At 65.9% G+C, this 22347-nt stretch carries 22 protein-coding genes; 8 read left to right on the forward strand and 14 right to left on the reverse strand.

The annotated features are described in order from the left end of the window. The first annotated feature begins 10 nt into the window (after window positions 1-10). Window positions 11-1147: a homoserine O-acetyltransferase MetX gene (gene metX, locus AAC640_RS14595; RefSeq protein ID WP_340267520.1), complete on the forward strand. Its 1137-nt coding sequence runs from the start codon at window positions 11-13 to the stop codon at window positions 1145-1147. Continuing rightward, window positions 1144-1740: a methionine biosynthesis protein MetW gene (metW, locus tag AAC640_RS14600; protein ID WP_340267522.1), complete on the forward strand. Its 597-nt coding sequence runs from the start codon at window positions 1144-1146 to the stop codon at window positions 1738-1740. Before metX ends, metW begins: the two co-directional genes overlap by 4 nt. A 39-nt stretch (window positions 1741-1779) precedes the next feature. Here metW and AAC640_RS14605 read toward each other — a convergent pair whose 3' ends face one another. From AAC640_RS14605 to rpmI, 8 genes are all read right to left on the reverse strand, one after another. Continuing rightward, a complete protein-coding gene (locus AAC640_RS14605) occupies window positions 1780-2664 on the reverse strand; it encodes a TIGR03619 family F420-dependent LLM class oxidoreductase (protein WP_340267524.1) in 885 nt (294 codons plus the stop codon). A 126-nt stretch (window positions 2665-2790) separates the two neighbouring features. Further along, a complete protein-coding gene (locus tag AAC640_RS14610) occupies window positions 2791-4371 on the reverse strand; it encodes a peptide chain release factor 3 (RefSeq protein ID WP_340267526.1) in 1581 nt (526 codons plus the stop codon). A gap of 68 nt (window positions 4372-4439) precedes the next feature. Further along, window positions 4440-5321, reverse strand: coding sequence for an aldose 1-epimerase family protein (locus tag AAC640_RS14615; protein ID WP_340267528.1), 882 nt, complete (start codon window positions 5319-5321; stop codon window positions 4440-4442). A 66-nt stretch (window positions 5322-5387) separates the two neighbouring features. Continuing rightward, complete coding sequence (gene pheT / locus AAC640_RS14620; RefSeq protein ID WP_340267530.1) at window positions 5388-7802, reverse strand: phenylalanine--tRNA ligase subunit beta; 2415 nt, start codon at window positions 7800-7802, stop codon at window positions 5388-5390. After that, window positions 7799-8890 carry a phenylalanine--tRNA ligase subunit alpha gene (gene pheS, locus AAC640_RS14625; RefSeq protein WP_340267532.1) on the reverse strand — a complete coding sequence of 364 codons (1092 nt, stop codon included), beginning with the start codon at window positions 8888-8890 and terminating at the stop codon, window positions 7799-7801. The genes pheT and pheS overlap by 4 nt, the downstream gene beginning before the upstream one ends. A gap of 71 nt (window positions 8891-8961) precedes the next feature. After that, a complete protein-coding gene (locus AAC640_RS14630; protein ID WP_340267534.1) occupies window positions 8962-9582 on the reverse strand; it encodes a LysE family translocator in 621 nt (206 codons plus the stop codon). 90 nt (window positions 9583-9672) lie between these two features. Beyond that, window positions 9673-10035 (reverse strand): 50S ribosomal protein L20, encoded by a 363-nt coding sequence (gene rplT / locus AAC640_RS14635; protein ID WP_021316641.1) that lies wholly within the window; start codon window positions 10033-10035, stop codon window positions 9673-9675. A gap of 13 nt (window positions 10036-10048) precedes the next feature. Continuing rightward, window positions 10049-10252 carry a 50S ribosomal protein L35 gene (rpmI, locus tag AAC640_RS14640; protein WP_004208916.1) on the reverse strand — a complete coding sequence of 68 codons (204 nt, stop codon included), beginning with the start codon at window positions 10250-10252 and terminating at the stop codon, window positions 10049-10051. 158 nt (window positions 10253-10410) lie between these two features. Here rpmI and AAC640_RS14645 point away from each other — a divergent pair, with 158 nt between their 5' ends. After that, complete coding sequence (locus AAC640_RS14645; protein ID WP_340267537.1) at window positions 10411-12591, forward strand: AsmA family protein; 2181 nt, start codon at window positions 10411-10413, stop codon at window positions 12589-12591. 45 nt (window positions 12592-12636) lie between these two features. After that, a complete protein-coding gene (locus AAC640_RS14650; protein ID WP_422795002.1) occupies window positions 12637-13161 on the forward strand; it encodes an O-acetyl-ADP-ribose deacetylase in 525 nt (174 codons plus the stop codon). 3 nt (window positions 13162-13164) lie between these two features. Here the strand turns inward: AAC640_RS14650 and hisN are convergent, their stop codons facing one another. Continuing rightward, a complete protein-coding gene (hisN, locus tag AAC640_RS14655; protein WP_340267539.1) occupies window positions 13165-13956 on the reverse strand; it encodes a histidinol-phosphatase in 792 nt (263 codons plus the stop codon). Window positions 13957-14033: 77 nt separating this feature from the next. Here hisN and AAC640_RS14660 point away from each other — a divergent pair, with 77 nt between their 5' ends. Together AAC640_RS14660 and AAC640_RS14665 are read left to right on the forward strand one after the other, a co-directional pair. Continuing rightward, entirely contained in the window at window positions 14034-14462 is a 429-nt protein-coding gene (locus AAC640_RS14660) for a VOC family protein (protein WP_340267541.1), read from the forward strand. Window positions 14463-14513: 51 nt separating this feature from the next. Next, the gene (locus AAC640_RS14665; RefSeq protein WP_340267543.1) at window positions 14514-14750 is read left to right on the forward strand and encodes a hypothetical protein; all 237 of its coding nucleotides are present in this window, start codon (window positions 14514-14516) and stop codon (window positions 14748-14750) included. A 29-nt stretch (window positions 14751-14779) separates the two neighbouring features. On the opposite strand, the gene AAC640_RS14670 is transcribed toward AAC640_RS14665, so the two are convergent. Then, complete coding sequence (locus AAC640_RS14670) at window positions 14780-15715, reverse strand: ribose-phosphate pyrophosphokinase (protein WP_340267545.1); 936 nt, start codon at window positions 15713-15715, stop codon at window positions 14780-14782. A 119-nt stretch (window positions 15716-15834) separates the two neighbouring features. On the opposite strand from AAC640_RS14670, the gene AAC640_RS14675 reads away from it, so the two are divergent. Together AAC640_RS14675 and gltX are read left to right on the forward strand one after the other, a co-directional pair. Then, window positions 15835-17496 carry an NAD+ synthase gene (locus tag AAC640_RS14675; protein WP_340267547.1) on the forward strand — a complete coding sequence of 554 codons (1662 nt, stop codon included), beginning with the start codon at window positions 15835-15837 and terminating at the stop codon, window positions 17494-17496. A gap of 103 nt (window positions 17497-17599) precedes the next feature. Continuing rightward, entirely contained in the window at window positions 17600-18928 is a 1329-nt protein-coding gene (gltX, locus tag AAC640_RS14680; protein ID WP_340267549.1) for a glutamate--tRNA ligase, read from the forward strand. A gap of 6 nt (window positions 18929-18934) precedes the next feature. Here the strand turns inward: gltX and AAC640_RS14685 are convergent, their stop codons facing one another. From AAC640_RS14685 to hemC, 4 genes are all read right to left on the reverse strand, one after another. Continuing rightward, a complete protein-coding gene (locus AAC640_RS14685) occupies window positions 18935-19678 on the reverse strand; it encodes an esterase/lipase family protein (RefSeq protein ID WP_340267551.1) in 744 nt (247 codons plus the stop codon). A 132-nt stretch (window positions 19679-19810) separates the two neighbouring features. Then, on the reverse strand, window positions 19811-20689 hold the full coding sequence (locus AAC640_RS14690; protein WP_340267553.1) for a hypothetical protein: 879 nt from the start codon (window positions 20687-20689) through the stop codon (window positions 19811-19813). A gap of 10 nt (window positions 20690-20699) precedes the next feature. Beyond that, the gene (locus AAC640_RS14695) at window positions 20700-21368 is read right to left on the reverse strand and encodes a uroporphyrinogen-III synthase (protein WP_340267555.1); all 669 of its coding nucleotides are present in this window, start codon (window positions 21366-21368) and stop codon (window positions 20700-20702) included. After that, on the reverse strand, window positions 21365-22303 hold the full coding sequence (gene hemC, locus AAC640_RS14700) for a hydroxymethylbilane synthase (protein ID WP_340267557.1): 939 nt from the start codon (window positions 22301-22303) through the stop codon (window positions 21365-21367). Before hemC ends, AAC640_RS14695 begins: the two co-directional genes overlap by 4 nt. Window positions 22304-22347 lie beyond the last annotated feature (44 nt).

Raw genomic sequence — 22347 nt, forward strand, 5'->3', positions numbered from 1 at the left:
CCCCACCGCCATGGCCAGCGCCCCGCTTTCCGATGACAGCCGTTTCGGCCTCCGCCGTCAGGTCCGCCTCGGCGGCCCCCTTCGGCTGGACAGCGGCGCCGCCCTCGCGCCGGTCGACATCGCCTATGAAACCTATGGGCGGATGAATGAGGACAGGTCCAACGTCATCCTCATCTGCCATGCGCTGACCGGCGACCAGTTCGTCGCCTCCGACCACCCCGTCACCGGCAAGCCCGGCTGGTGGTGGCGGATGGTGGGTGAAGGCAAGCCTGTGGACCCCGCGCGGCACTTCATCGTCTGCGCCAATGTCATCGGCAGCTGCATGGGGTCGAGCGGCCCGGCCAGCCTCGATCCCGGCACCAAGGCGCCCTACGCCATGCGCTTCCCGGTGCTGACCATCGCCGACATGGTACGGGCGCAGGCGCTGCTGCTCGATCATCTGGGGGTCCGCCGCCTGTCGGCCGTCATTGGCGGTTCGATGGGGGGTATGCAGGCGCTGACCTGGCCGACGCTTTACCCCGACCGCGTCGAAAGCTGCGTCGTCATCGCGTCGACCGCGCGCCACAGCGCCCAGAACATCGCTTTTCATGAAGTCGGACGGCAGGCGATCATGGCTGATCCGCACTGGCGCGGCGGCGACTATTATGCTGACGGCCAGGTGCCGAGCGCCGGCCTCGCCGTCGCCCGGATGGCCGCGCACATCACCTATCTCTCCGAAGCGGGCCTGACCGAGAAATTCGGCCGCCGCCTGCAGGGGCGCGACGCCAAGACCTTCGGCTTCGACGCCGACTTCCAGGTGGAATCCTATCTGCGTCATCAAGGGCTGAGCTTCGTCGAGCGGTTCGACGCCAACTCCTATCTCTACATCACCCGCGCCATGGACTATTATGACATTGCGGAGGATCATGGCGGCAGCCTCGCCACAGCCTTCACCGCCACCCGCGCGCGCTTCTGCCTCGTCAGCTTCGATACCGACTGGCTCTATCCCACCGCCGAATCCCGCGTCATCGTCCATGCCCTTAATGCCAGCGGCGCGCAGGCGAGCTTTGTCGAACTGTCCAGCCCCTTCGGCCATGACGCCTTCCTGCTCGAATGTCCCGAACTTAACCGCGTTGTCGACGGCTTCCTGAAGGGCGGTCGCGCGTGACCGAAGCGGGATTGCGGCCCGACCTTGCGCTTATCGCCCGCACCGTCACGCCGGGCGCCCGCGTGCTCGACGTCGGCTGCGGTGACGGCGCGCTGATGGCCGCGCTGCGCGACAGCAAGCAGGTCGACGCGCGCGGGCTGGAACTGGACGGCGGCAATGTCGCGGCGGCGGTGGGGCGCGGCCTCTCGGTCGTTCAGGGCGACGCCGACACCGACCTTACTTATTATCCCGACGCCAGCTTCGACTATGCGATCCTCAGCCAGACGCTGCAAACCACGCGGCGTCCCGACCGGGTAGTCGAGGAACTGCTGCGGATCGGCCGCCAGGCCTTCGTTTCCTTCCCCAATTTCGCCCATTGGCGCGGCCGGCTGTCGCTGATGTGGGGCGGGCGCATGCCGGTGACCCGCCTGTTGCCGGACACCTGGTATGATACGCTCAACATCCATCACGTCACCGTCGACGATTTCCGCGCGCTGGTGAAGGAGCGCGGCTGGGCGATCGATGGCCAATGGTTCCTGAAGGGCGACAAGGAAACCACCCACGCCAACGCCAATCTGTTCGCGGAACACGCGGTGTTCCTGCTGCGCAAATAGCTGCCTGGCGGCGGGAGCGCCCGTCGCCTTCCGAACGACCTAACGAAATGTCTTCACGATCGCGCCCAGGCGCTCCAGGTTTTCCCACTGGACCTCGGCGGGTTCGCGCTCCTGCGTGAAATAGAGCAGCATTCTCTTGAAGCCCATTGCATGCAGTTCCTCGACGCGCTTTTCCACGCTGTCTGTGGTCGAAAAGGCCGCCAGCGAATCGATGAGGACCGTGAGATCGAGATCGTCGAAGGAGCGGCCGGCGCGGTCGCATTCCTCGCGCAGGTCGTTTACAAAACCGGCCATTCTTTCGCCCTGGTCGACCGGCAGCCATCCGTCGCAATATTCCGCGGCGCGGGGCAGGGCCAGCCGGTTCCAGGCGCCCATCAGCACGCGTGGACCACCCGGCTGAACAGGCTTTGGACCGCACCACATCGGCTCGAAGTTGATCATTTCGCCAGAAAATTCGGCAATCTCGTTGTTCCAGATCTCGCGCATGGCCAGCACGCATTCCCGCGTATACTTCCAGCGATCCTTGAACTCGATGCCATAGTCCGCCATTTCCTCCGCGCTCCAGCCGGCGCCGACGCCCAATATCACGCGCCCGCCCGAAATCTGATCGAGCGTCGAAATCATTTTTGCCAGACGGATCGGATGATGTTCGGGAATGATCAGGATCGACGTGCCAAGCTTGAGCGTCGTCGTCGCGTCGGCGATGCTCATCAGGGTGAGGAGGGGATCGTACAGCTCGCGATAGGTCGCCGGCGTTTCCTTATATTCGGGACGCAGCGACTTCTGTCCGGTGGGCACGTGGGAATGTTCGCCAATCCAGATGGATTCGAAGCCGTTCGCCTCGGACCATTGGGCGACTTCCCTGGGCTGAAGCATGAAGTTCGTGAAAGCGGTCGTCAGACCAAATATGGGGCCGTCACCCATAGCATCTCTCCTATATTCACCGGGCGCTGGATCCGCCGCTTGTCGGCTTATCAAAGTCTGACCGCGTGTTGGCAACAGCCTACCGAAACAACCAGTTACTCCCTTTTCCTGCCTGTGAGCGGCCAGTCACCGTTCCCGCGTCGCGCTGAACCGGACCTTGGGGTGGCGTTCCTGCTGATAGCCGATATCCCACGCGCTTTTCGCCATGAAGACGAGATTGCCGTCGCGGTCCTTGGCCATGTTCGCGCCATTGAACGACACCAGGTCCTTGATCGCCGCGTCCTCGCCGGCAATCCACCGCGCAGTATCAAAGGGCGACGGCTCCAGCCCGGCCGCCACCTTATATTCCGCTTCCAGCCGCGAAATCAGCACGTCCAGCTGCAACTGCCCGACCACGCCGACGATCCAGTTGGACCCGATCTCGGGATAAAAGACCTGGATCACCCCCTCTTCGGACAAGTCGTCCAGCGCCTTCCTCAACTGCTTGGTCTTGGTCGGGTCCTTCAGCACCACGCGCCGCAATATTTCCGGCGCGAAATTGGGCAGCCCGGTAAAGCGCACGCCGGGCTTCTCGCTCAGCGTATCACCGACGCGCAGCGTGCCATGGTTGGGGATGCCGATGATATCGCCTGGAAACGCTTCGTCGGCAATCTCGCGGTCCTGCGCGAAAAAGAGGATCGGCGAATGGACCGCGATCGGCTTCCCGCTGCCCGACGGCGTCAGCTTCATGCCGCGCCGGAACTTGCCGGAACACAGTCGCATGAACGCGATGCGGTCGCGATGCTGCGGATCCATGTTCGCCTGCACCTTGAAGATGAAGCCGGTGACTTCGCTGTCTTCCGGCTCCACCGGCGCCGGTTCGGCCGGCTGCGCGCGCGGCGGCGGCGCATGGGCGGCGAGCGCGTCGATCAGCTCGGCAACGCCGAACAGCTTGAGCGCCGATCCGAAATAAACCGGCGTCAGGTCGCCGTGCCGATAGGCCGCCAGGTCGAAATCGGCATAGCCGCCGACCGCCAGCTCCGCCTCCTCGCGCAGCTTTTCCAGCCCCTGCGCCGAAATATGCTGCGCCAGCGCATCGTCCCTGATGCCCTCGACGAACACTTCCTTGCCTTCAAACTCTTTGCTCGGCCCGCTCGGCTGGCGCAGCCGGTTCTTCGCGAAGTCGTAAATCCCCTCGAACGTCCCGCCCATGCCAACGGGCCAGCTCATCGGACACACGTCCAGCGCGAGCGCATCCGCCACTTCGTCCAGCAGGGCAAAGGCGTCGCGGCCCTCCCGGTCGACCTTGTTGACGAAGGTGATGATCGGCACGTTGCGCAACCGGCAGACCTCGAACAGCTTGCGGGTCTGCGGCTCGATGCCCTTGGCCGCGTCGATCACCATCACCGCCGAATCCACCGCAGTCAGCGTCCGATAGGTATCTTCGGAAAAATCCTCGTGGCCCGGCGTGTCGAGCAGGTTGAAGGTCACCATCGACCCGTCCGCACTTGGCCGCTCGAACGTCATGACGGAACTGGTCACCGAAATGCCGCGCTGCTGCTCGATCTTCATCCAGTCCGACCGCGCCCGCCGGTTCGCCCCGCGCGCCTTGACCTCACCGGCGAGGTGAATGGCGCCGCCCTCCAGCAGCAGCTTCTCGGTCAGGGTGGTCTTGCCTGCGTCGGGGTGGGAAATGATCGCAAAGGTGCGGCGGGAAGGAATGGTCATGGCGCGCCATATAGCGATTCCCGCAGGATACGCCAGCCGGCCAGCCCGGCAGCGCCAGGGCACCAGCGTCAGGGCACCAGCGTCACGTCCATGCGGAACCGCCGTGCGTCGCCCGGCAACAGCCGCATGATGCCCTGCTTGTCCCAGACATCGCCGGTAAAGCCGGTCGCATCGGCCATCCCCGCCCAGGGTTCGACGCAGAGGTAGCGCGCGCCGGGCTTCTGCCACAGGCCGAGCCAGGGCGTGTCGGGAAAGTCGATTTTCAGTCGGGGCTGCCTCGGCACGCCCCAGAGCAGGCTATGGCTTTCCAGCTGGTCCCAGATCAGCGCGTCGCCTTCGAACATGGCATGGGTCGGGTGCAGCACGCGGCCCTTGACCGGAGAGGGCACGCTTTCCAGCGCGATCAGGCCCGGTTCCTCACCCACGCGGCGGATCGGTCCCGGCTCTGCTTTCTCGAACTCCACCCGATGCTCCGCCGCCGTGCCGCCGAAGGGCAGGGGCCAGGCAAAGGCCGGGTGAAAGCCGAAGGAAAAGGGCATGTCCGCCTCCCCCCGGTTCATCACCTCAGCCGTCATCATCAGCGTCGACCCGGTGATGGCGAAGTGCATCTCCAGCCGGAAATCGAACGGATAGACGGCGCGCGTGCTGGCGTCCGCTTCCAGCCGGAAGGTCACCGTGTCGCGATGATGTTCGACCTGCGCGAAGGCCATCCGCCGGGCAAAGCCATGTTGCGGCATGGCGAACGCGTGGCCTTCCAGTCGATACACGTCACCGCGCGACCGCCCGACGAAGGGAAAGAGCAGCGGCGCATGTCCGGTCCACCAGCGCGGATCGGCGTCGGTCATCAACTCCCGCCCATCGGCGTCCGTGAGCGACCATAGCTCGGCCCCCAGCGGATTGATCCTGGCGCTTAACCCGTCCGATGCGATCTCAATCAGTTCGTCCGACATCCCCACCTCCTTCGACCCAGCGCATTCGCGTCTGGACCGTGTGCGAACCGGGCGGACGAAGGGGGATCACCCCCGCAGCGTTCCGCCCAGCTTCTCCGCCGCCTTCACCACCGAGGCGCTGATTGCGTCCAGCTCTTCCTGGGAAAAGCTCTTCTCACCGGGTTGCAGCGTAACCTCGATCGCCAGGCTTTTGCGCCCCGCCTCCACGCCGGGACCGACGAAGACGTCGAACAGCCGCGCATCGACGATGCTCTTCTTGTCCGCGCCCCTGACTGCCCGGACCAGCGCATCGGCTTCGACGGCCTCGTCGATGACAAAGGCAAAGTCCCGCTTCACCGCCTGCAAGGCCGGCGGCGCGTAAGGCGGGCGCATGAAGCCGCTCTTCCGTTTGGCCGGAATCGCATCCAGGAAGATTTCGCCGGCGACGACGGTGCCCGCCAGGGAAAATTGCTTCGCTAACGAAGGATGAAGCACGCCAAATTCGGCCAGAACGGTCTTGGGGCCGAGCCGCAACGTGCCGGATTGGCCCGGATGATAGGCGCCGGATGCGTCGCCGAAACCTTGCAGATTGCCAACCGGCGCGCCGGCGGCGGCAAGCAGCGCCAACACTTCGCCCTTGGCGTCGAAAGCCGAAAACACCTGCGCCTTGCCCGTCTGCCATCCGCGCGGCAATTTCTCGCCCGCTAGCACAAAGCCGACCGTGGCTCGTTCCTTGTCGGCGAAATAGCGCCGACCCAGTTCGAACAGCCGTACCGATGTCGCGCCGCGATCCATGTTGCGCCGCGTGGCGGACAACAGGCCCGGCAGTAGCGACGGCCGCATGACCTTCAGATCCTCGGAGATCGGGTTGGCAAGCGTCCAGTCGCCGCCGCCGACCGATGCCGCTTCCTTCTCGGAAATGAAGGACCAGTTGATCGCTTCGGCCAGGCCCCGCGCGGCTGCCGTCCGGCGTACCCGCCGCTCGACATTCTGCTCAGGCGTCGCGGTCGGCCTGGCCACGCCGGGGGCACGGGGCAGGGGGGTGGACGGGACCTGGTCCAGCCCGACGATCCGCACCACTTCCTCGACAATGTCGGGCCAGCCGTCGATATCCCGCCGCCAGCTCGGCACTGTCACCGTCCAGTTGGCCGGCGTCGTCACTGGCATGTCGTCTTCATGATGGACGTCGGGATCATGGCTCGCAACGCCAAAGCCCAGGCTTTCCAGAATGCGCTTCTGCTCGTCTTCCGCCACGTCGACCCCGGCCAGCGTCCGGCATTGCGCCGGATCGTAGGCGACGATCCGGGCGGTGATCGGCGGTTCGCCCGCGCGCGTCGCCTGGCTCGCCGTGCCGCCGCACAGTTCCGTCACCAGATAGGTCGCGATCGACAGGCCGTCGTCCAGGAATGCCGGGTCGACGCCCCGCTCGAACCGGGCGCGCGCGTCGCTGCTCAGCGCCAGCTTCTGCCCCGTCACCGCGATCCGCTCCGGCGTGAAATAGGCGCATTCGATCAGCACGTCGCTCGTGGCATCGCTTGCGCCGGAATGTTCGCCGCCCATGATGCCGCCAATGTCATGCACGGCCTCATCGTCGGCGATGACGGTCATCATCTCGTCGACCGTATAGCTCTTGCCGTTGAGAGCCAGCACCTGCTCGCCGGGCTTGCCCCGACGCGCGACCAGCGGCCCTTTCAGCGTTGCCAGATCATAGACATGCAGCGGGCGGCCGAGGTCGATCATGATATAGTTGGTGATGTCGACCAGCGCGCTGATCGGCTTTTGCCCGATCGCCTTCAGCCGCTTCGCCATCCATGCGGGCGAAGCGCCGTTTCTGACGCCCTTCACCGTCCGCGCGAAAAAGGCCGGGCAGCCGTCGGCATCCTCGATCCGCACATCGGGGCCCGCGCCGATGCCCTCGATCATCGGCACGATGATGGGATTGAGCGTGCCCAGCCCCGCCGCCGCAAGGTCGCGCGCAATGCCGCGCACGCCCATGCAGTCCTGGCGATTGGGTGTTATACTCACATCGATCACCGGGTCGTCGAGGCCGGCCCATCGGGCATAGGCCTGCCCCACCGGCGCATCCGCGTCTAATTCGATAATTCCTTCATGATCTTCGCCCAGTTCCAGTTCCCGGAACGAACACATCATGCCGTTGGATTCGACCCCGCGAATGGCGGTCTTCTTCAGCACCATGCCGTTGACCGGCACCACCGCGCCCTCGGTCCCGAACACGCCGACCAACCCGGCGCGCGCATTGGGTGCGCCGCACACGACCTGCAACGGCCCGTCGCCCGCATCCACGGTCAGCACCCGCAACTTGTCGGCCTGCGGATGCGGGTCGGCGGTCAGCACCCTGGCGATGCGGAAGGGCGCGAGCTTTTCCGCCGGATTCTCGACGCCCTCCACCTCCAGGCCGATATTGGTCAGTCCCTTGAGGATCGCGCCCAGGTCGGCATCGGTGGCAAGATGAGTCTTGAGCCAGCTCAGCGTGAACTTCATGCGCCCACTCCTCCGCTCAGCGTCGGCACGTCCAGCGCCGAGAAGCCATAATGTTTCAGCCAGCGCAAATCGCCGTCGAAGAAAGCGCGCAAGTCGTTCATCCCGTATTTCAGCATGGCGAGCCGGTCGACGCCGGTGCCGAAGGCAAAGCCCTGCCATTCGTCGGGGTCGAGTCCGCACGCCTCGATCACCCGGCGATTGACCATGCCGCTGCCCAGCACTTCCAGCCAGCCACCGCCCGCGCTGTCGCCGTCGCCGCCGATGACCCGCTGCCCGCTCACCAGCGTGTAGCCGACATCGACCTCGACTGACGGTTCGGTGAAGGGGAAATAGCTCGGCCGCAGCCGCAGGACGATGTCATCCCGCTCGAAGAAAGCCTTGAGGAATGTCTCCAGCGTCCATTTCAGGTGCCCGAGGGTGATGCCCCTGTCGATCACCAGCCCCTCGATCTGGTGGAACATCGGCGTGTGCGTGGCGTCGCTGTCCGACCGATAGACCCTGCCCGGCGCGATGATGCGGATCGGCGGCTCGCCGTTCATCATCGTGCGGATCTGCACCGGCGAGGTGTGGGTGCGCAGCAGCATCTTCTGCCCGTCCTTGTCGTCGGGGAAATAGAAGGTGTCGTGCATCGCCCGCGCCGGATGCGTCTCGGGAATGTTGAGTGCGGTGAAATTATGCCAGTCGTCCTCGATCTCCGGCCCGGTCGCGACCGAAAAGCCCAGGTCCGCGAATATCTCCGCCAGTTCGTCCATCACCTGGGATACCGGATGGACCGATCCCTGCGCGCCGACATCGGCGGGCAGCGTCATGTCGATCTTCTCGGCCGCCAGCTTCGCGTCGAGCGCTGCCGCTTCCAGCGCCGCCTTCCGCTCGGCCAGCGCCGCCGCCACGCCTTCGCGCAGATCCTGGATCGGCGGGCCTTTTTCCAGCCGCTCTTGCGGACTCATCGCCCCGAGCGTCTTGAGCAGGCCCGTCACCACGCCGTTCTTGCCCATCGAACTCACCCGCAGCGCCTCCAGCGCTTCCAGCGTGTCGGCGGCCGCGATGTCGGCGATCAGGCCGGCTTTCAGTGCGCTAATCTCACTCATGATGCTCTGTCATTCCCGCGAAGGCGTAACTATGCGGGCGCCTTAGCCGGGAGCGCCGCGCAAGGGAAGGGTCAGGCCCGCGCGCCCAGCAGCGCGCCGCCAAAGCCGATGAACAGCGTGCCCGTCGCCCGGTTGAACAGCCGCTGCCGGCTGGCCGGCGCCAGCCAGCGCTTCAGCTTCATTCCGCCAAGCGCATAGACGCTGTACCAGAAGCTTTCGACGACGACGAAGCTCACCACCAATATCGCCAACTGTGGTGCGAAGGGCCGCGCGGTATCGATAAACTGCGGGAACAGCGCAGCCGCAAAGACGATCAGCTTGGGATTGGACAGCCCGGTGAGGAGCGCGGTGCCATAGAGCGCCCGGTTCCGCATGGGCCGGGTGGGCGATATGGCGTCCACCGGCCCCACCGGGGCGCGCCACGCCCTGATCCCCAGCCAGATCAGATAGGCCACACCGGCGTAGCGCAGCACGTCGAACAGGCGGGGCGACGCCTTCAGCAGCGCGCCCAACCCCAGCGCCGATGCCATCAGGCACAGCAGCACGGCGCTCATCAGGCCCGCCATCGTCATCATCGCGCGGCGCGGTCCATGCGTCATGCTCTGGGTCGCGACATGCAGCATGTTCGGTCCCGGCGTTCCCGAGATCAGGAACACAGCCGTGACATACAACCACCAGACATGCAGCGACATGGCATTGAGCCTCCCAAAGGGCGGAACGGAAAAAGGGCGCCGAAGGCATCTGCCCCGGCGCCCCTTGGACGATCTTGCGATCGTTCTGGCTCAGGCCGCCGGCAGCGCAGCCTTCGCTTGGGCGATGATGGCGCTGAACGCCTCGCCTTCGTGCATCGCGATGTCGGCCAGCACCTTGCGGTCCAAGTCGACGCCCGCCAGCTTCAGGCCGTGCATGAACTGCGAATAGGTCAGCCCTTCGGCCCGAACGCCGGCGTTGATGCGCTGGATCCACAGGCCACGGAAGGACCGCTTCTTGACCTTGCGGTCGCGATAGGCGTACTGGCCGGCCTTTTCGACGGCCTGGCGAGCGATACGGATCGTATTCTTGCGACGGCCATAATAGCCCTTCGCCTGATCCAAAATCCTCTTATGCTTCGCCTTGGTGGTCGTGCCACGTTTTACGCGTGCCATGTGCCTCTACTCCTTACTTCAGGCCGTAGGGCGCCCAGAGGCGCACGTGAGCCACGTCGGCATCGGACAAGACCGACGTGCCGCGGTTCTGGCGGATATATTTGGCGTTGTGGCTGATCAGGCGGTGACGCTTGCCAGCGACGCCATGCTTGACCTTGCCGGAAGCGGTGAACTTGAAGCGCTTCTTCACACCGCTCTTGGTCTTGAGCTTGGGCATTTTCGTCTCCTTCTTCAGCGCGACGATTACGGACAGCCACGGCAGCCCTAGTTGGCCGGGCGGTCCTTCCAAATATCGCGAAGGGGCGCCCATAGTCGGAAGTCTCCGCCAAGGCAAGGCGATTCGGACCCAAAACCCCCATTCGGCGTTGTTGCGCCATGGCCGACGCCGATCCCCTGCGGCCGGGCTCCCCGGCCAGCGTTGCTTCGCCGCCCCCAACGCCGGCGGCAGGGGCGAGGCATGTCTGGTCGCGCACGCGCGATCGATGGCGCCAGGTGCCCTGGCCGCTCCGGGTTCTCGCCTATGTCGTCAGCGCCATCTTTCTCGTCTGGCTGATCCTCTTCATCACCAAGGGACGTTTCCTCAAACATCCCTTCGAACGCTTCCTCGCCCACCGCCTCGAACGGCAGGTGAAAGTAGAGGGCGATTTCCAGCTCTATTTCGATCCCATCACGCTCAAATTCCGCGCCGAAAAGATGGTGATCGCCAATACGCCCTGGGCCAGCCGGCCGAACGTCTTCCAGGCCGATGTCATCGATACGCGCATCGCGCCGCTCAGCCTTGTCTTCGGCGACAAATATCGTGTCCGCTGGCTGGAACTGCGCAATGGCGCAACCGACCTCGAATGGTCGCGCGACGGCAAGAGCAACACATGGACCTTCGGCGACCCGAACAGGAAGGGTGAGGCGCTCAACCTGCCGCTGATCCGCCGGGCGCTGCTGGCGGGCACCACCCTGCGCTATCGTGATCCGCGCATGCAGCTTTCCACCGACATCCGCTTTGAGACGGTGAGGGCGCAGGACACCCGCTTCGCCAGCGACGTGCGCTTCAGGGGCGACGGCATGATGCGGCAGCGTCCCTTCACCCTGAGCGGCGGCCTGCTCTCACCCAACGAAACCGTCACCGGCGGCAGGAACAGCCTGGCCCTTCATGCCCAATCCGGTTCCACGATCCTGGAAGTCAGCGGCACGCTGCCAGGCGCGACGGAGATTGAGGGCGCCGACCTGCGCCTGATGACGCGCGGCCCGAATCTCGCGCTGCTGTTCGATTATCTGGGCGTCGCGATTCCCGAAACCCGCGCTTATCATTTTACGTCCGCGCTCACCAAGGAAGGCGGCGAGTGGCGATTCACCCATCTTAAGGGGCATTTCGGCGACAGCGATCTGGCTGGCCGCATGACCGTATCTCGGCCGGACAATCGCCTGCTGCTGAAGGCGAATCTCGCCACCCGGACGCTCGACATCCTCGATGTAGGGCCGTTCATCGGCTATGATCCCAAGCGGCTGGAGGCGCAGGGCGGCAGCGGCGCGATCCAGAGCGTGAACGGCACCCCGCGCATTCTCCCCGACGCGCCTCTGAGGGTCGAAGCCTTGCGCAATTTCGACGCGAATGTGCGCTACGACGTGCGTCAGGTTCGCGCGCCCCATGTGCCCATTTCCGATATCGGCCTGACGCTCGCGCTCAAGCACAGCGTGCTGACGCTCTCGCCGCTCACCTTCGATATGTCCGGCGGCCATGTCAGTTCGGACATAGAGATCGACGCCCGCGGCCATCCGGTCCGGACCCGCTATGACGTGCGCCTGTCGCCCACGCCCATGGGCAAGCTGCTCGGCAGTTGGGGCGTGGAGGAGGCAGGCACTACCGGCGTCGTCAAGGCGCGTGTGCAGATGACCGGGGTGGGCGATACGGTGCATGATTCGCTCGGCACGTCGAATGGGCGCATCGCCGTGATCCTGCCGGCCGGCACGATGTGGGCGCGCAACGTGCAACTGTCCGAACTCGACATCGGCACCTTCATCACCAAGATGTTTGAAAAGAAGCTGAAGCAGCCGGTGCAGATCAATTGCGGCCTCATCGCCTTCACCGTCCGCAACGGCATCGCTGCTGCCGATCCGATCATCATCGATACCAGCAAGAATGTGATGCTGGGGCGCGGGGGCTTTTCCTTCAAGAATGAGAGCCTCGACCTTGCCTTCCGCGCCGACGGCAAGAAATTCAGCCTCTTTTCCGGCCAGTCGCCGGTGGGCATCAACGGCTATTTCGCCCGTCCCGCTATCAATGTCATCAGCCCCGAACTGATCGCGCGCGGCGGCGCTGCCGCCGCGCTGGGCATCGTCGCCACGCCCTTGGCCTCGGTTCTTGCCTTCGTCGACATCGGCGACGCCAAGAGCGCCGCCTGCGGCCCCGTGCTTGCCGGCGCGACAGCAGCGGCACAGCGGACAAAGAGCGGCAAGCCGCGCGACGATGTCGGCCGCGGCACCACCGCCAAGGATGAATCGGGCAAGGGCAGCAGTGGGGAACAGAAAGCGCAGAGAAAGAAGTTCCTGGGCATATTCTGACCGCCATCGGCCATTGCCTTGTCCTATGAAAGGAAGTGTCTGACCATGACCGCGACGCGCTGGGAGGTCCTCACCACAGACATCACCCGTTGCGCGACCCAGGCCATCGTCAACGCCGCGAACAGCAGCCTGCTCGGCGGCGGCGGCGTCGATGGCGCCATCCATCGCGCCGCCGGCCCCGAACTGCTGGCCGAATGTCGCACGCTGGGAGGCTGCCCGACCGGCGAAGCCCGGATCACGGGCGCCTATCGTCTGCCCGCCGCCCATGTCATCCACACGGTCGGCCCCGTCTGGCGCGGCGGCGGCGCGGCCGAACACGCGCTGCTTGCCAGCTGCTATCGCAATTCGCTGGCCCTCGCCCGCGCGCACGGGCTTCGCAGCATTGCCTTTCCTGCGATCTCGACCGGCATCTACGGCTTTCCCAAGGATCAGGCCGCCACCGTCGCCGCCGGGGCGGTGAAGGCGGAACTCGCTGCTTTCCCGGCCGCCTTCGACCTGCTGCTCTTCATCTGCTTCGATGAGGACAGCCGCGCCATCTACGCCGACGCGGTTCGGCGTCAGGCGGATTGACCGTCAATGGTGGTGGTCGTGCCGCCCCTCGGCGAGTGCCTCGAGCACATCGTCCAGCCGGGCCGGATCGCCCAGCGCGATGACGCGCCCGTCGCTGTCCGCCGTGATCGGCTCGCCGGTCCAGTCGCACATTCGCCCGCCCGCGCCTTCGACGACCGGAACCAGAGCGGCGATATCATGCAGTTTCAATCCCGCCTCGATGACGATGTCGACATGTCCGGACGCCACCAGCGCATAATTATAGCAGTCTCCGCCCCAGACGGTGTCGCGGCACCGTGCGGCGAGGCGAGAGAAATGCTCGCCGGTGCAGCCGGGGAAATATTGCGGGCCGGTGCTGGCAAGGATCGCCTCCTCCAGTGAGCGGCAGGCGCGGGTCGTCACCGGCTTGCCGTTGAAGCTGGTAGGCTGGCCCATCATGCCCGCCCAGCGCTCGCCCGCGACCGGCTGGTCGATGATGCCGATGGTCGGCCAGCCCGCCTCGGTCAGGGCGACCAGCGTGCCGAAGATCGGCCGCCCGGCGATGAAGCTGCGCGTGCCGTCGATCGGGTCCAATATCCACACGCGCTCGGCGTCCTCGCGGGTCGCGCCATATTCCTCGCCGATGATACCGTCGCCCGGCCGTTCCTTTTCCAATATTGCCCGGATCGCCGCTTCCGCTGCCTTGTCGGCCTCGGTCACCGGCGATTTGTCAGACTTGAATTCCAGGTCGTAGCGCGCCCGGAAAAAGGGCAGGATCGCGGCAGCAGCGGCATCGGCAAGGCGGTGGGCAAGGGCCAGATCGTCGCGGGTGGTCATCGCACCCGCCTAGCGGCAAAGCGGCCATCGCGCTAGGCTGGCCCGTCGTGATTCCCAGTCCCTGGAGGAGGAAAAAGATGCCCGGCTCTCCCGTCATTCCCGGACTGCGTTACGCCGACGCGCCTGGCGCGATCCGCTTCCTGTGCGACGCCTTCGGCTTTGAACTGCGCGCAAGTTATGAGGACGATGCTGATCCCCGCATCATCCACCATGCCGAACTGGTGCTGGGGGACGGCATGGTGATGCTCGGCAGCGCGCGGGATGGCGAAGGTGAATCGCTCTACAGCTGGACCACGCCGCGCGACCTGGGCGGCGTGACCGCCTGCATCTATGTCGTGGTGCCGGATGCCGACGCCCACTGCCTCCACGCGCGCAACGAAGGCGCGGTCGTGGTCAGCGAGCCGCATGACAATCAGGGCTATCCCGGCCGCGGCTATGAGGCGCTGGACCCGGAAGGGAATGTCTGGAGCTTCGGCACCTATGACCCTTGGGCTGGGCAGGTTTAAGCCTTCCGCAACCGATCCGGCGCTAGACTGTTGCGCGGAAGGGAGCATGGCGTGGCGCTGGTCGGCTGGATTTTGAGTTTCTTGGCCCTGTTCGGCGCGCTGGCGCTGCGGCAGGACGTGCCGGTCGGCGGATCGATCATCCTGTCGAATCTGCTGTTTGCGCTGGCCCTGCTCGCCTGCCCGATAGTGTGGCAGGACAAGCCGCTTGGCATTTCGCGCAAGCAGCGCATCCTCACGGCCCTGATCGCGGTCTTCTGCCTCCCGCTGCTGTTGCTGCCGCCCGGCTGAAAGTCGCGCGGCGCAACTTTCACAGGCGATCAGTCGAACAGGCTGGACACCGAGCTTTCATCGGCGATGCGCTTGATCGCCTCGCCCAGCAACGGCGCGATCGGCAGGTGACGGATGTTCTTGGCACTGCACACCGCGTCGCTGCCCTGGATCGAATCGGTGATCACCAGTTCCTTGAGTTCCGACGCATCGACGCGCGCCACCGCGCCGCCCGACAGCACGCCGTGGCTCACATAGGCGACCACTTCCTCTGCGCCCTGGGCCTTGAGCGCCGCCGCCGCATTGCAGAGCGTCCCGGCCGAATCGACGATATCGTCGATCAGGACGCAGAAGCGGCCTTTCACGTCGCCGATGATGTTCATGACTTCCGATTCGCCTGCCCGCTCGCGTCGCTTGTCGACGATGGCGAGGGGCGCGTTGTCGAGCCGCTTGGCCAGCGCACGCGCGCGCACCACGCCGCCCACGTCGGGCGACACGACCATCAGGTTGCGACCACCAAAGCGCGCCTGGATGTCGGCGGACATGACCGGCGCGCCAAAAAGATTGTCAGTCGGAATGTCGAAAAAGCCCTGGATCTGTCCGGCATGCAGATCGACCGACAGCACCCGGTTGGCGCCGGCCGTGGTGATGAGGTTCGCCACCAGCTTGGCGCTGATCGGGGTACGGGGTCCCGGCTTCCGGTCCTGCCGGGCATAGCCGAAATAGGGGAGGACCGCCGTGATTCGCTTGGCCGACGCGCGCTTGAGCGCGTCGATCATGATCAGCAATTCCATCAGATTGTCGTTCGTCGGATAGCTGGTCGACTGCAGCACGAACACGTCCTCGCCCCGGACATTCTCATGGATTTCCACGAAAACTTCCTCGTCGGCGAAGCGGCGGACGCTGGCGTCCGTCAGGGGAATCTCGATATAGTCGGCAATGGCGGCCGCTAGCGGCTTGTTGGAATTGCCGGTCATGAGTTTCATGGCCTGGACCCCCGTGACGAATTGATGACGCTGGATGAAACGCGGCCCCTTTAGCGGGGGTTGCCGCCACTGGAAAGGCGCTTTTGCGCCCGCCGCCAAAATGCTCTAACGCGCCGGTCATGACCGACAAACTTGTGATCGCCCTGGCGCAGATGACCCAATCGGTGGGTGACCTTGCGGCCAATGCCGACGCCATGCTCGAATGGCGCGCGCGGGCGAAGGGCGCCGACCTCATCGTCTATCCCGAACTGCAACTGATCGGCTATCCGCCCGAGGATCTGGTGCTCAAGCCCGCGCTGGTGGATCGCGCCAATCACGAGCTGGACCGGCTGGCGCAGGCGACCGCCGACGGCGGCCCGGCCATGCTGGTCGGCACCGTAGTCGCGGCGCAGGGCGTGCTCTTCAATGTCGTCGCCCTGCTTGAAGATGGTGCCGTTACGGCCATCCGCCAGAAGCGCGAACTGCCCAATTACGGGACGTTCGATGAAAAGCGGCTGTTCGCTCCGGGACCGCTGCCCGCGCCGATCGACTTTCGCGGCGTGAAGATCGGCGTGCCGATCTGTGAGGATATCTGGTTCCCCTTCGTCACCGCGCATCTGCGGGCCGAAGGCGCGGAAATCCTCATCAGCCCCAATGGCAGCCCCTATGAAATCGACAAGGACGACCGCCGCATCAATGCCGTCGCCGGCACCCGCGTCCGGGAAACCGGCCTGCCGCTCATCTATCTCAACCGGGTTGGCGGCCAGGACGAGCTGGTGTTCGACGGCGCCTCTTTCGTCTTGAACGCGGACCTGAGTCTCGCGCAGCAGCTCCCCGACTGGGAGGAATCGCTCGTCCTCACCAGTTGGGAAAAATGGGACGGCCAGTGGCTCTGCCTGCCCGGCGATCGCCATCCACTCGATGAACGGCCGGCCGACATTTACAACGCGATGGTGCTGGGCCTGCGCGACTATGTGAACAGGAACCGCTTTCCCGGCGTCGTCCTTGGCCTGTCGGGTGGCATCGATTCCGCCCTGTCCGCTGCGGTCGCGGTCGATGCGCTGGGCGCCGAGCGGGTCTGGTGCGTGATGATGCCCTCGCGCTTCACCAGCCAGGAAAGCCTGGACGACGCGGTCGAATGTGCCCGCCTGCTCGGGGTCCGCTACGATACGATCCCGATCGAACCGGCCGTTGCAGCCTTCGACGCCATGCTCGCCCCCGTCTTCACCGGCCGCGACCGCGACCTCACCGAAGAGAATATCCAGTCGCGCATCCGCGGCCTCACGCTCATGGGCCTCTCCAACAAGTTCGGCCACATGCTGCTCACCACCGGCAACAAGAGCGAGATGTCGGTCGGCTACGCCACCATCTATGGCGACATGGCGGGCGGCTATTCCGTGCTGAAAGACGCCTACAAGACCACGGTCTTCGACCTCAGCCGCTGGCGGAACCACAATGTCCCGTCGCTGGGCGAAGCCTTCGGCCCCAGGGGACCCGTCATGCCCGAGCGCGTCATCACCAAGCCGCCCACGGCCGAACTGCGCGATAACCAGAAGGATGAGGACAGCCTGCCGCCCTATGAGGTGCTGGACCCGATCCTCTATGGCCTGGTCGAAGAGGAACTCTCGGTCGAGCAACTGGTCGCCCGAGGCTTCGACGAGGACATCGTCGCCCGCATCGAGCGGCTGCTCTATGTCGCCGAATATAAGCGCCGGCAGTCGCCGCCGGGCGTCAAACTCGGCTCCCGCAATTTCGGCCGCGACCGCCGCTATCCCATCACCAACGCGTTCCGCACGACATAATCGCCCCCATCCGTTCGGTTCGAGCAGCGTCGAGCCTGTCCAGGAGCGTCCGTCGAAAATCGTTCCCGACGCGCTCGAACCGAACGGCGGCAGGATTGGACCCATGACCGTCATCACCCGCTTCGCTCCATCGCCGACCGGCAATCTCCATGTCGGCAACATACGCGCCGCGCTCCACAACTGGCTGTGGGCGCGCAAGAGCGGGGGGCAATTCCTGCTGCGGCTTGACGATACCGACGTGGAACGCTCCCGCCCCGAATATGCCGACGCGATCAAGGCTGACCTCGCATGGCTCGGACTCCACTGGGACGGAGCGGAAAAACAGTCCGACCGCTTCGCCCTCTATGAGGAGAAGTTCGCGGCGCTCAAGGCCTCGGGCCATGTGTATCCCGCCTATGAAACGAGCCAGGAACTGGACCTGCGCCGCAAGGTCCTGCTCGGGCGCGGCCTGCCGCCGGTCTATGACCGCGCTGCTCTGGCGCTCACCGCTGACCAGATCGCCGCATATGAAGCCGAAGGCCGCCGGCCGCACTGGCGCTTCAGGCTGGACCATGACCAGCCGATCGCCTGGACCGACCTTATCCGGGGCGAACAGCGCTTTGACCCCAGGTTGCTCTCCGACCCGGTGATCCGGCGCGCAGACGGCAGCTGGCTCTACATGCTCCCATCGGTGATCGATGATGTCGCCATGGGCGTCACCCATGTGCTGCGCGGTGAGGACCATGTCTCCAACACCGCGACCCAGATCCAGATGTTCGCTGCGCTTGGCGCCTCGCTGCCGCGCTTCGCTCATGAAGCGCTGCTGACCGGCAGCGAAGGCAAGCTTTCCAAGCGCCTTGGCTCGCTCGGCGTCGCGCATTTCCGCGAGATCGGCCTTGAACCGATGGCCATCCTCTCGCTGCTCGCGCGCCTGGGCAGCGCAATGCCGATCGAACCCTTCGCTGATATCCAGCCTTTGATCGACAGCTTCGACTTCGCCCATTTCGGCCGCGCCCCCGCCCGCTTCGACGAGGCCGAACTGGCGGCGCTCAACCAGAAGATCGTCCATCTTCTTCCCTATGCCGCCGTCGCCGATCGCCTGCCCAAGGGCATGGATGAAGCCGCCTGGGACGCCATCCGCCCGAATCTGGAAACCGTCGCGCGTGCCGCCGATTGGTGGGGCATCGTCACCGGCCCGATCGACGCGCCCGCGCCTGCGGAGGAGGATCGCGAATTCCTGCGCAGCGCGCACCATATGCTGTCGGATGCAGCCTTTGACGCGGATATCTGGCGAACGCTCACCAACCGCCTCAAGGAAGCGACCGGCCGCAAGGGCAAGACCCTGTTCCTCCCGCTCCGGCGTGCGCTCACGGGCCTCGACCACGGCCCCGACATGGCCCAGATGCTGCCGCTTATCGGCCGGGACGAGGCGTTGAAGCGGCTCAGCGTCTGAAGCGCGTCAGCTCCGAATAGCCTCCAGAGCTTTCCCCACGGCCAATATTCCTTCGGGCGCGGCGGCAAAGCCCATATGGGTGCAATCCACCTCGATCGCGCGATCGCGTTCGCCCGCGCGGCCCTTGGCGCATTCGGGCAGGATCACGCCGTCGCGCCGCGACCATAGAGCGACCGTCGGCACCGGCGGCTTCACTTCGCGATGGCAGGTGAACGGCGGCTGGTCGACCGGAAAACCGGACACCAGTTGATACAGCCGCCAAGCGTGATTGGCGCGCGGATTGCCGGAAAAGGGCGTGCCCATCGTCACCACCCCATCCACCTTGTGCGTGGCGAATTTCGCATATTCCCGCGCGAACAGCCCGCCCAGGCTCCAGCCCACCAAGGTGACGCGCGCGCCGCTGCGCCGGCGGATCGCGTCGACGCGCCGGTCGATCTGATGCAGGCTGTCGGGCCGCGGTCCGACATTGCGCCCCATGCCCCAGCCATGCGCCTCATATCCTGCCGCTTCCAGTATCGCCCGCAACGGTTCCATCCGCTGTTCCGACGCGAGCAGCCCGGGGATCAACAGCAGGGGCCGCCCATCGCCCCGAATCGACTTTGCAAGTTCGGACGCCTGCGCCCGAGTCCGCGCCAGATCGAAAGGCATGCTCGCATTGCCCAGCAGATGCTGGATCGCAGGCCGCTGTGCCCCGGATTGCCCGCCGGCTAACCATCCCTTCCAGAAACTGACATTGGCATAAGGCGGCACGAAAACGGGTCCTCCGACGAAAAGCGAAAGATGACATTCTCATGACAAATACACCGTGCGTCCAATAGTTTCCCATCCGACGCCAACGGTTCGTCGATTGTGACAATGATCAGCGGTGTCGGGAGGGGCGGTTCAAGGCGCGAGCGGAGAGCCCTGCGCGACCGCACCGCCATCGGCCGCGCGCAGCTGGCGCGGCTCCAATATCGCGGCCGTCTCGATAAGGTCTAGCGCCCGGCGCGCCTCCAGATAGCGGCGGGCATATTGCATCCAGCGATCAGCCACCGTCCGGCCCGGCATTTGCTCGACCTCGGCCAGCGCGGCATTCACGCGCCCCCCGTCGATATAGCGCGCCGCCCGCTCCATCGCCGCCTGCGGGCGGGGTGAGGACGTGGACGCGTGACGGATGGTCATCAGCTCGCGCGCTTCATGCTCGATCGCATCCCACCAGCTGCTGTCGGGGCCCGGCGTCGTCAGTTCACCGGCGATGGCCATCAGACCGCCGCGCAGGTCCGCCAGAGTGACCGGCTCCCTCGCGGCATTGATGATGGTCGCGACCGCACGCGGCTGTGCCTGGCCGAAGCGCAGCCGCAGCTGCCCTTCCACATAGCCGAGCGGTTGCCCGCTATCGAGTGCGCGGCGCGCAGCGAAAGCGACCAGCAGCCCTTCGGCGCGCGCGGCATTGCCGGATGCCGCCTGCGCCTCCACGGTGATGCGATTGAGCCGCTCCTCCAACTGCACCACCCGTGCGTCCAGCATCTGGGCGGCGGCCGGGGTCAGCGGCCGAACGCCGGGCGTGGCGGCGGCCTGCAAATAGGGGTCGGCCGGGATGGCCCGCTGGCGCGCGCCGCTGCCCCAGCGCCCTTGCAGATAAGGCAACGTCCACATGGTGAGCGCGACGCCCACCGCAAAGGCCAGCAGCAGCAGGATCAGCATCAGCCATGGACCGCGCCTGCGGCTTGTCACTGCCGCCGCATCGCTGCTGACCTCGACTATCGGGGGTGTTTCTTCCATGACGAACGGATCATTCGCACAATCGCACGGCGAGGGCCAGCATCCTCTCGTCATCGGGCAGATCGGGCGCTTCGCCGCTCGCCCATCCGGTCCCGCAGGCCGCCAGCGTCGCCGCGCTGATCGCGATCAGGTGGAAACCGGCCCGCCGATCCGGGGCGATCAGCTCTGCCAGGCGCTGGCCCGCGCGCGGGGAATGAACTAGCAGCACCGCGCCCGGTTCCAGCGCCTCGTCCAGTCGCGGCTCCTTCGTCACCCCGATCGTGTAGATGGCGATCCTCTCGATCGTGAGCGGTCCCGGATCGATCCGCGCAACCGTCGTGCCGCCCAGATGCAGCACATGCCGGTGGCCGTCCCGCGCGATCCGCGCCGCAATGGCGCTGCCGCCCTGTTCGCCCGCGATGACGCCGGCAAAGCCGCGCTCCTCCAGGGCCCGCGCGGTGGCGCGTCCCACGGCATAGGCGGGCAGGCTGCGATAGCGTTCAAGTTTCGGGCCGGCCAGCCGCGCGGCCTGCGCGCTGGTCAGCAACAGCGCGTCGAAGCGGTCGGGCGCGGGTTCTTTCCAGATGACCGGCCGCGCTTCGAACAGGGGGCAGCGGCGGATGCGCAGCCCCAGCCGTTCGGCCCGCGCGGCGGTCTGGCTGGCGCCCGGCTCCGGCCGCAGGATGATGAGCGGCCTCACCGCTCGAACAGCGCGCGCAGCTCCGGGCTGGCGCGGTCCAGCAGCGAGTGGCCAAAACCTTCGGCGACGTGGGTGTCGCTCCGCGCCATGGTGATGGCGTCCTCCACCCATTCGCGCCCGTCGGCGCTCAATATCTCGGCGCGCAGCAGGATATGCCCATCCTCCAGCCGCCCCAACGCCGCGATCGGCGAATGGCAGGTGCCGCCAAGGCCCCTGAGCACCGCCCGTTCGGCGGCGACGCAGTCGAACGTGTCGGCATCGTTGATCGTCGCCAGCAGTTCCAGCATCGCTCCGTTGCCGCTCAGCGTTTCGATCCCCACCGCCCCCTGGGAAGGCGCCGGCAGCATGACGTCAAGCGGGATCGTGGTCCCGACGTCGCCCTGGCCCAGTCGGTCGAGGCCCGCCGCCGCCAGCAGGGTGGCCTGCGCGTCCCCCGCCGCCAGTTTGGCGATCCGCGTCGCGACATTGCCGCGAAACAGCACCACGTTCGCGTCCGGCCGCAGCCGCTTCACTTGCGCGGTGCGGCGCGGCGAGCTGGACCCGATCACCGGCGATGGCGGCAGAGCGTCGAAGCTTTCCGCGCCAATCAGCCGGTCGCGCACATCCGCGCGCGGCAGCATCGCCGCGATCCGGATCTCGGCGGGGCGCAGCGTCTCGACATCCTTCATCGAATGGACGGCGAAATCGATCTCGCCTGCCAGAAGCGCGCGGTCCAGTTCCTTCGTCCACAGCGCCTTGCCGCCGATCTCGGCCAACGCCCGGTCCTGGATGCGGTCGCCGCTGGTCTGCACCACGACGATCTCCACCGCATGGTCCGGCCAGCCATGCCGCGCCTTCAATGCGGCCATGGTCATGTGCGCCTGAGCCTGAGCCAGCGGCGACCCGCGCGTGCCCAGGCGGAGCGGGCGGCCGGGCGAGGGGAGGGGCTTAGTCATATGCCGCTTGCTCTAATGGCCGCGGACATTAGATGGAAGCAGCA

The organism is Sphingobium mellinum (genome assembly GCF_037860795.1).
Classification (GTDB): Bacteria; Pseudomonadota; Alphaproteobacteria; order Sphingomonadales; family Sphingomonadaceae; genus Sphingobium; species Sphingobium mellinum.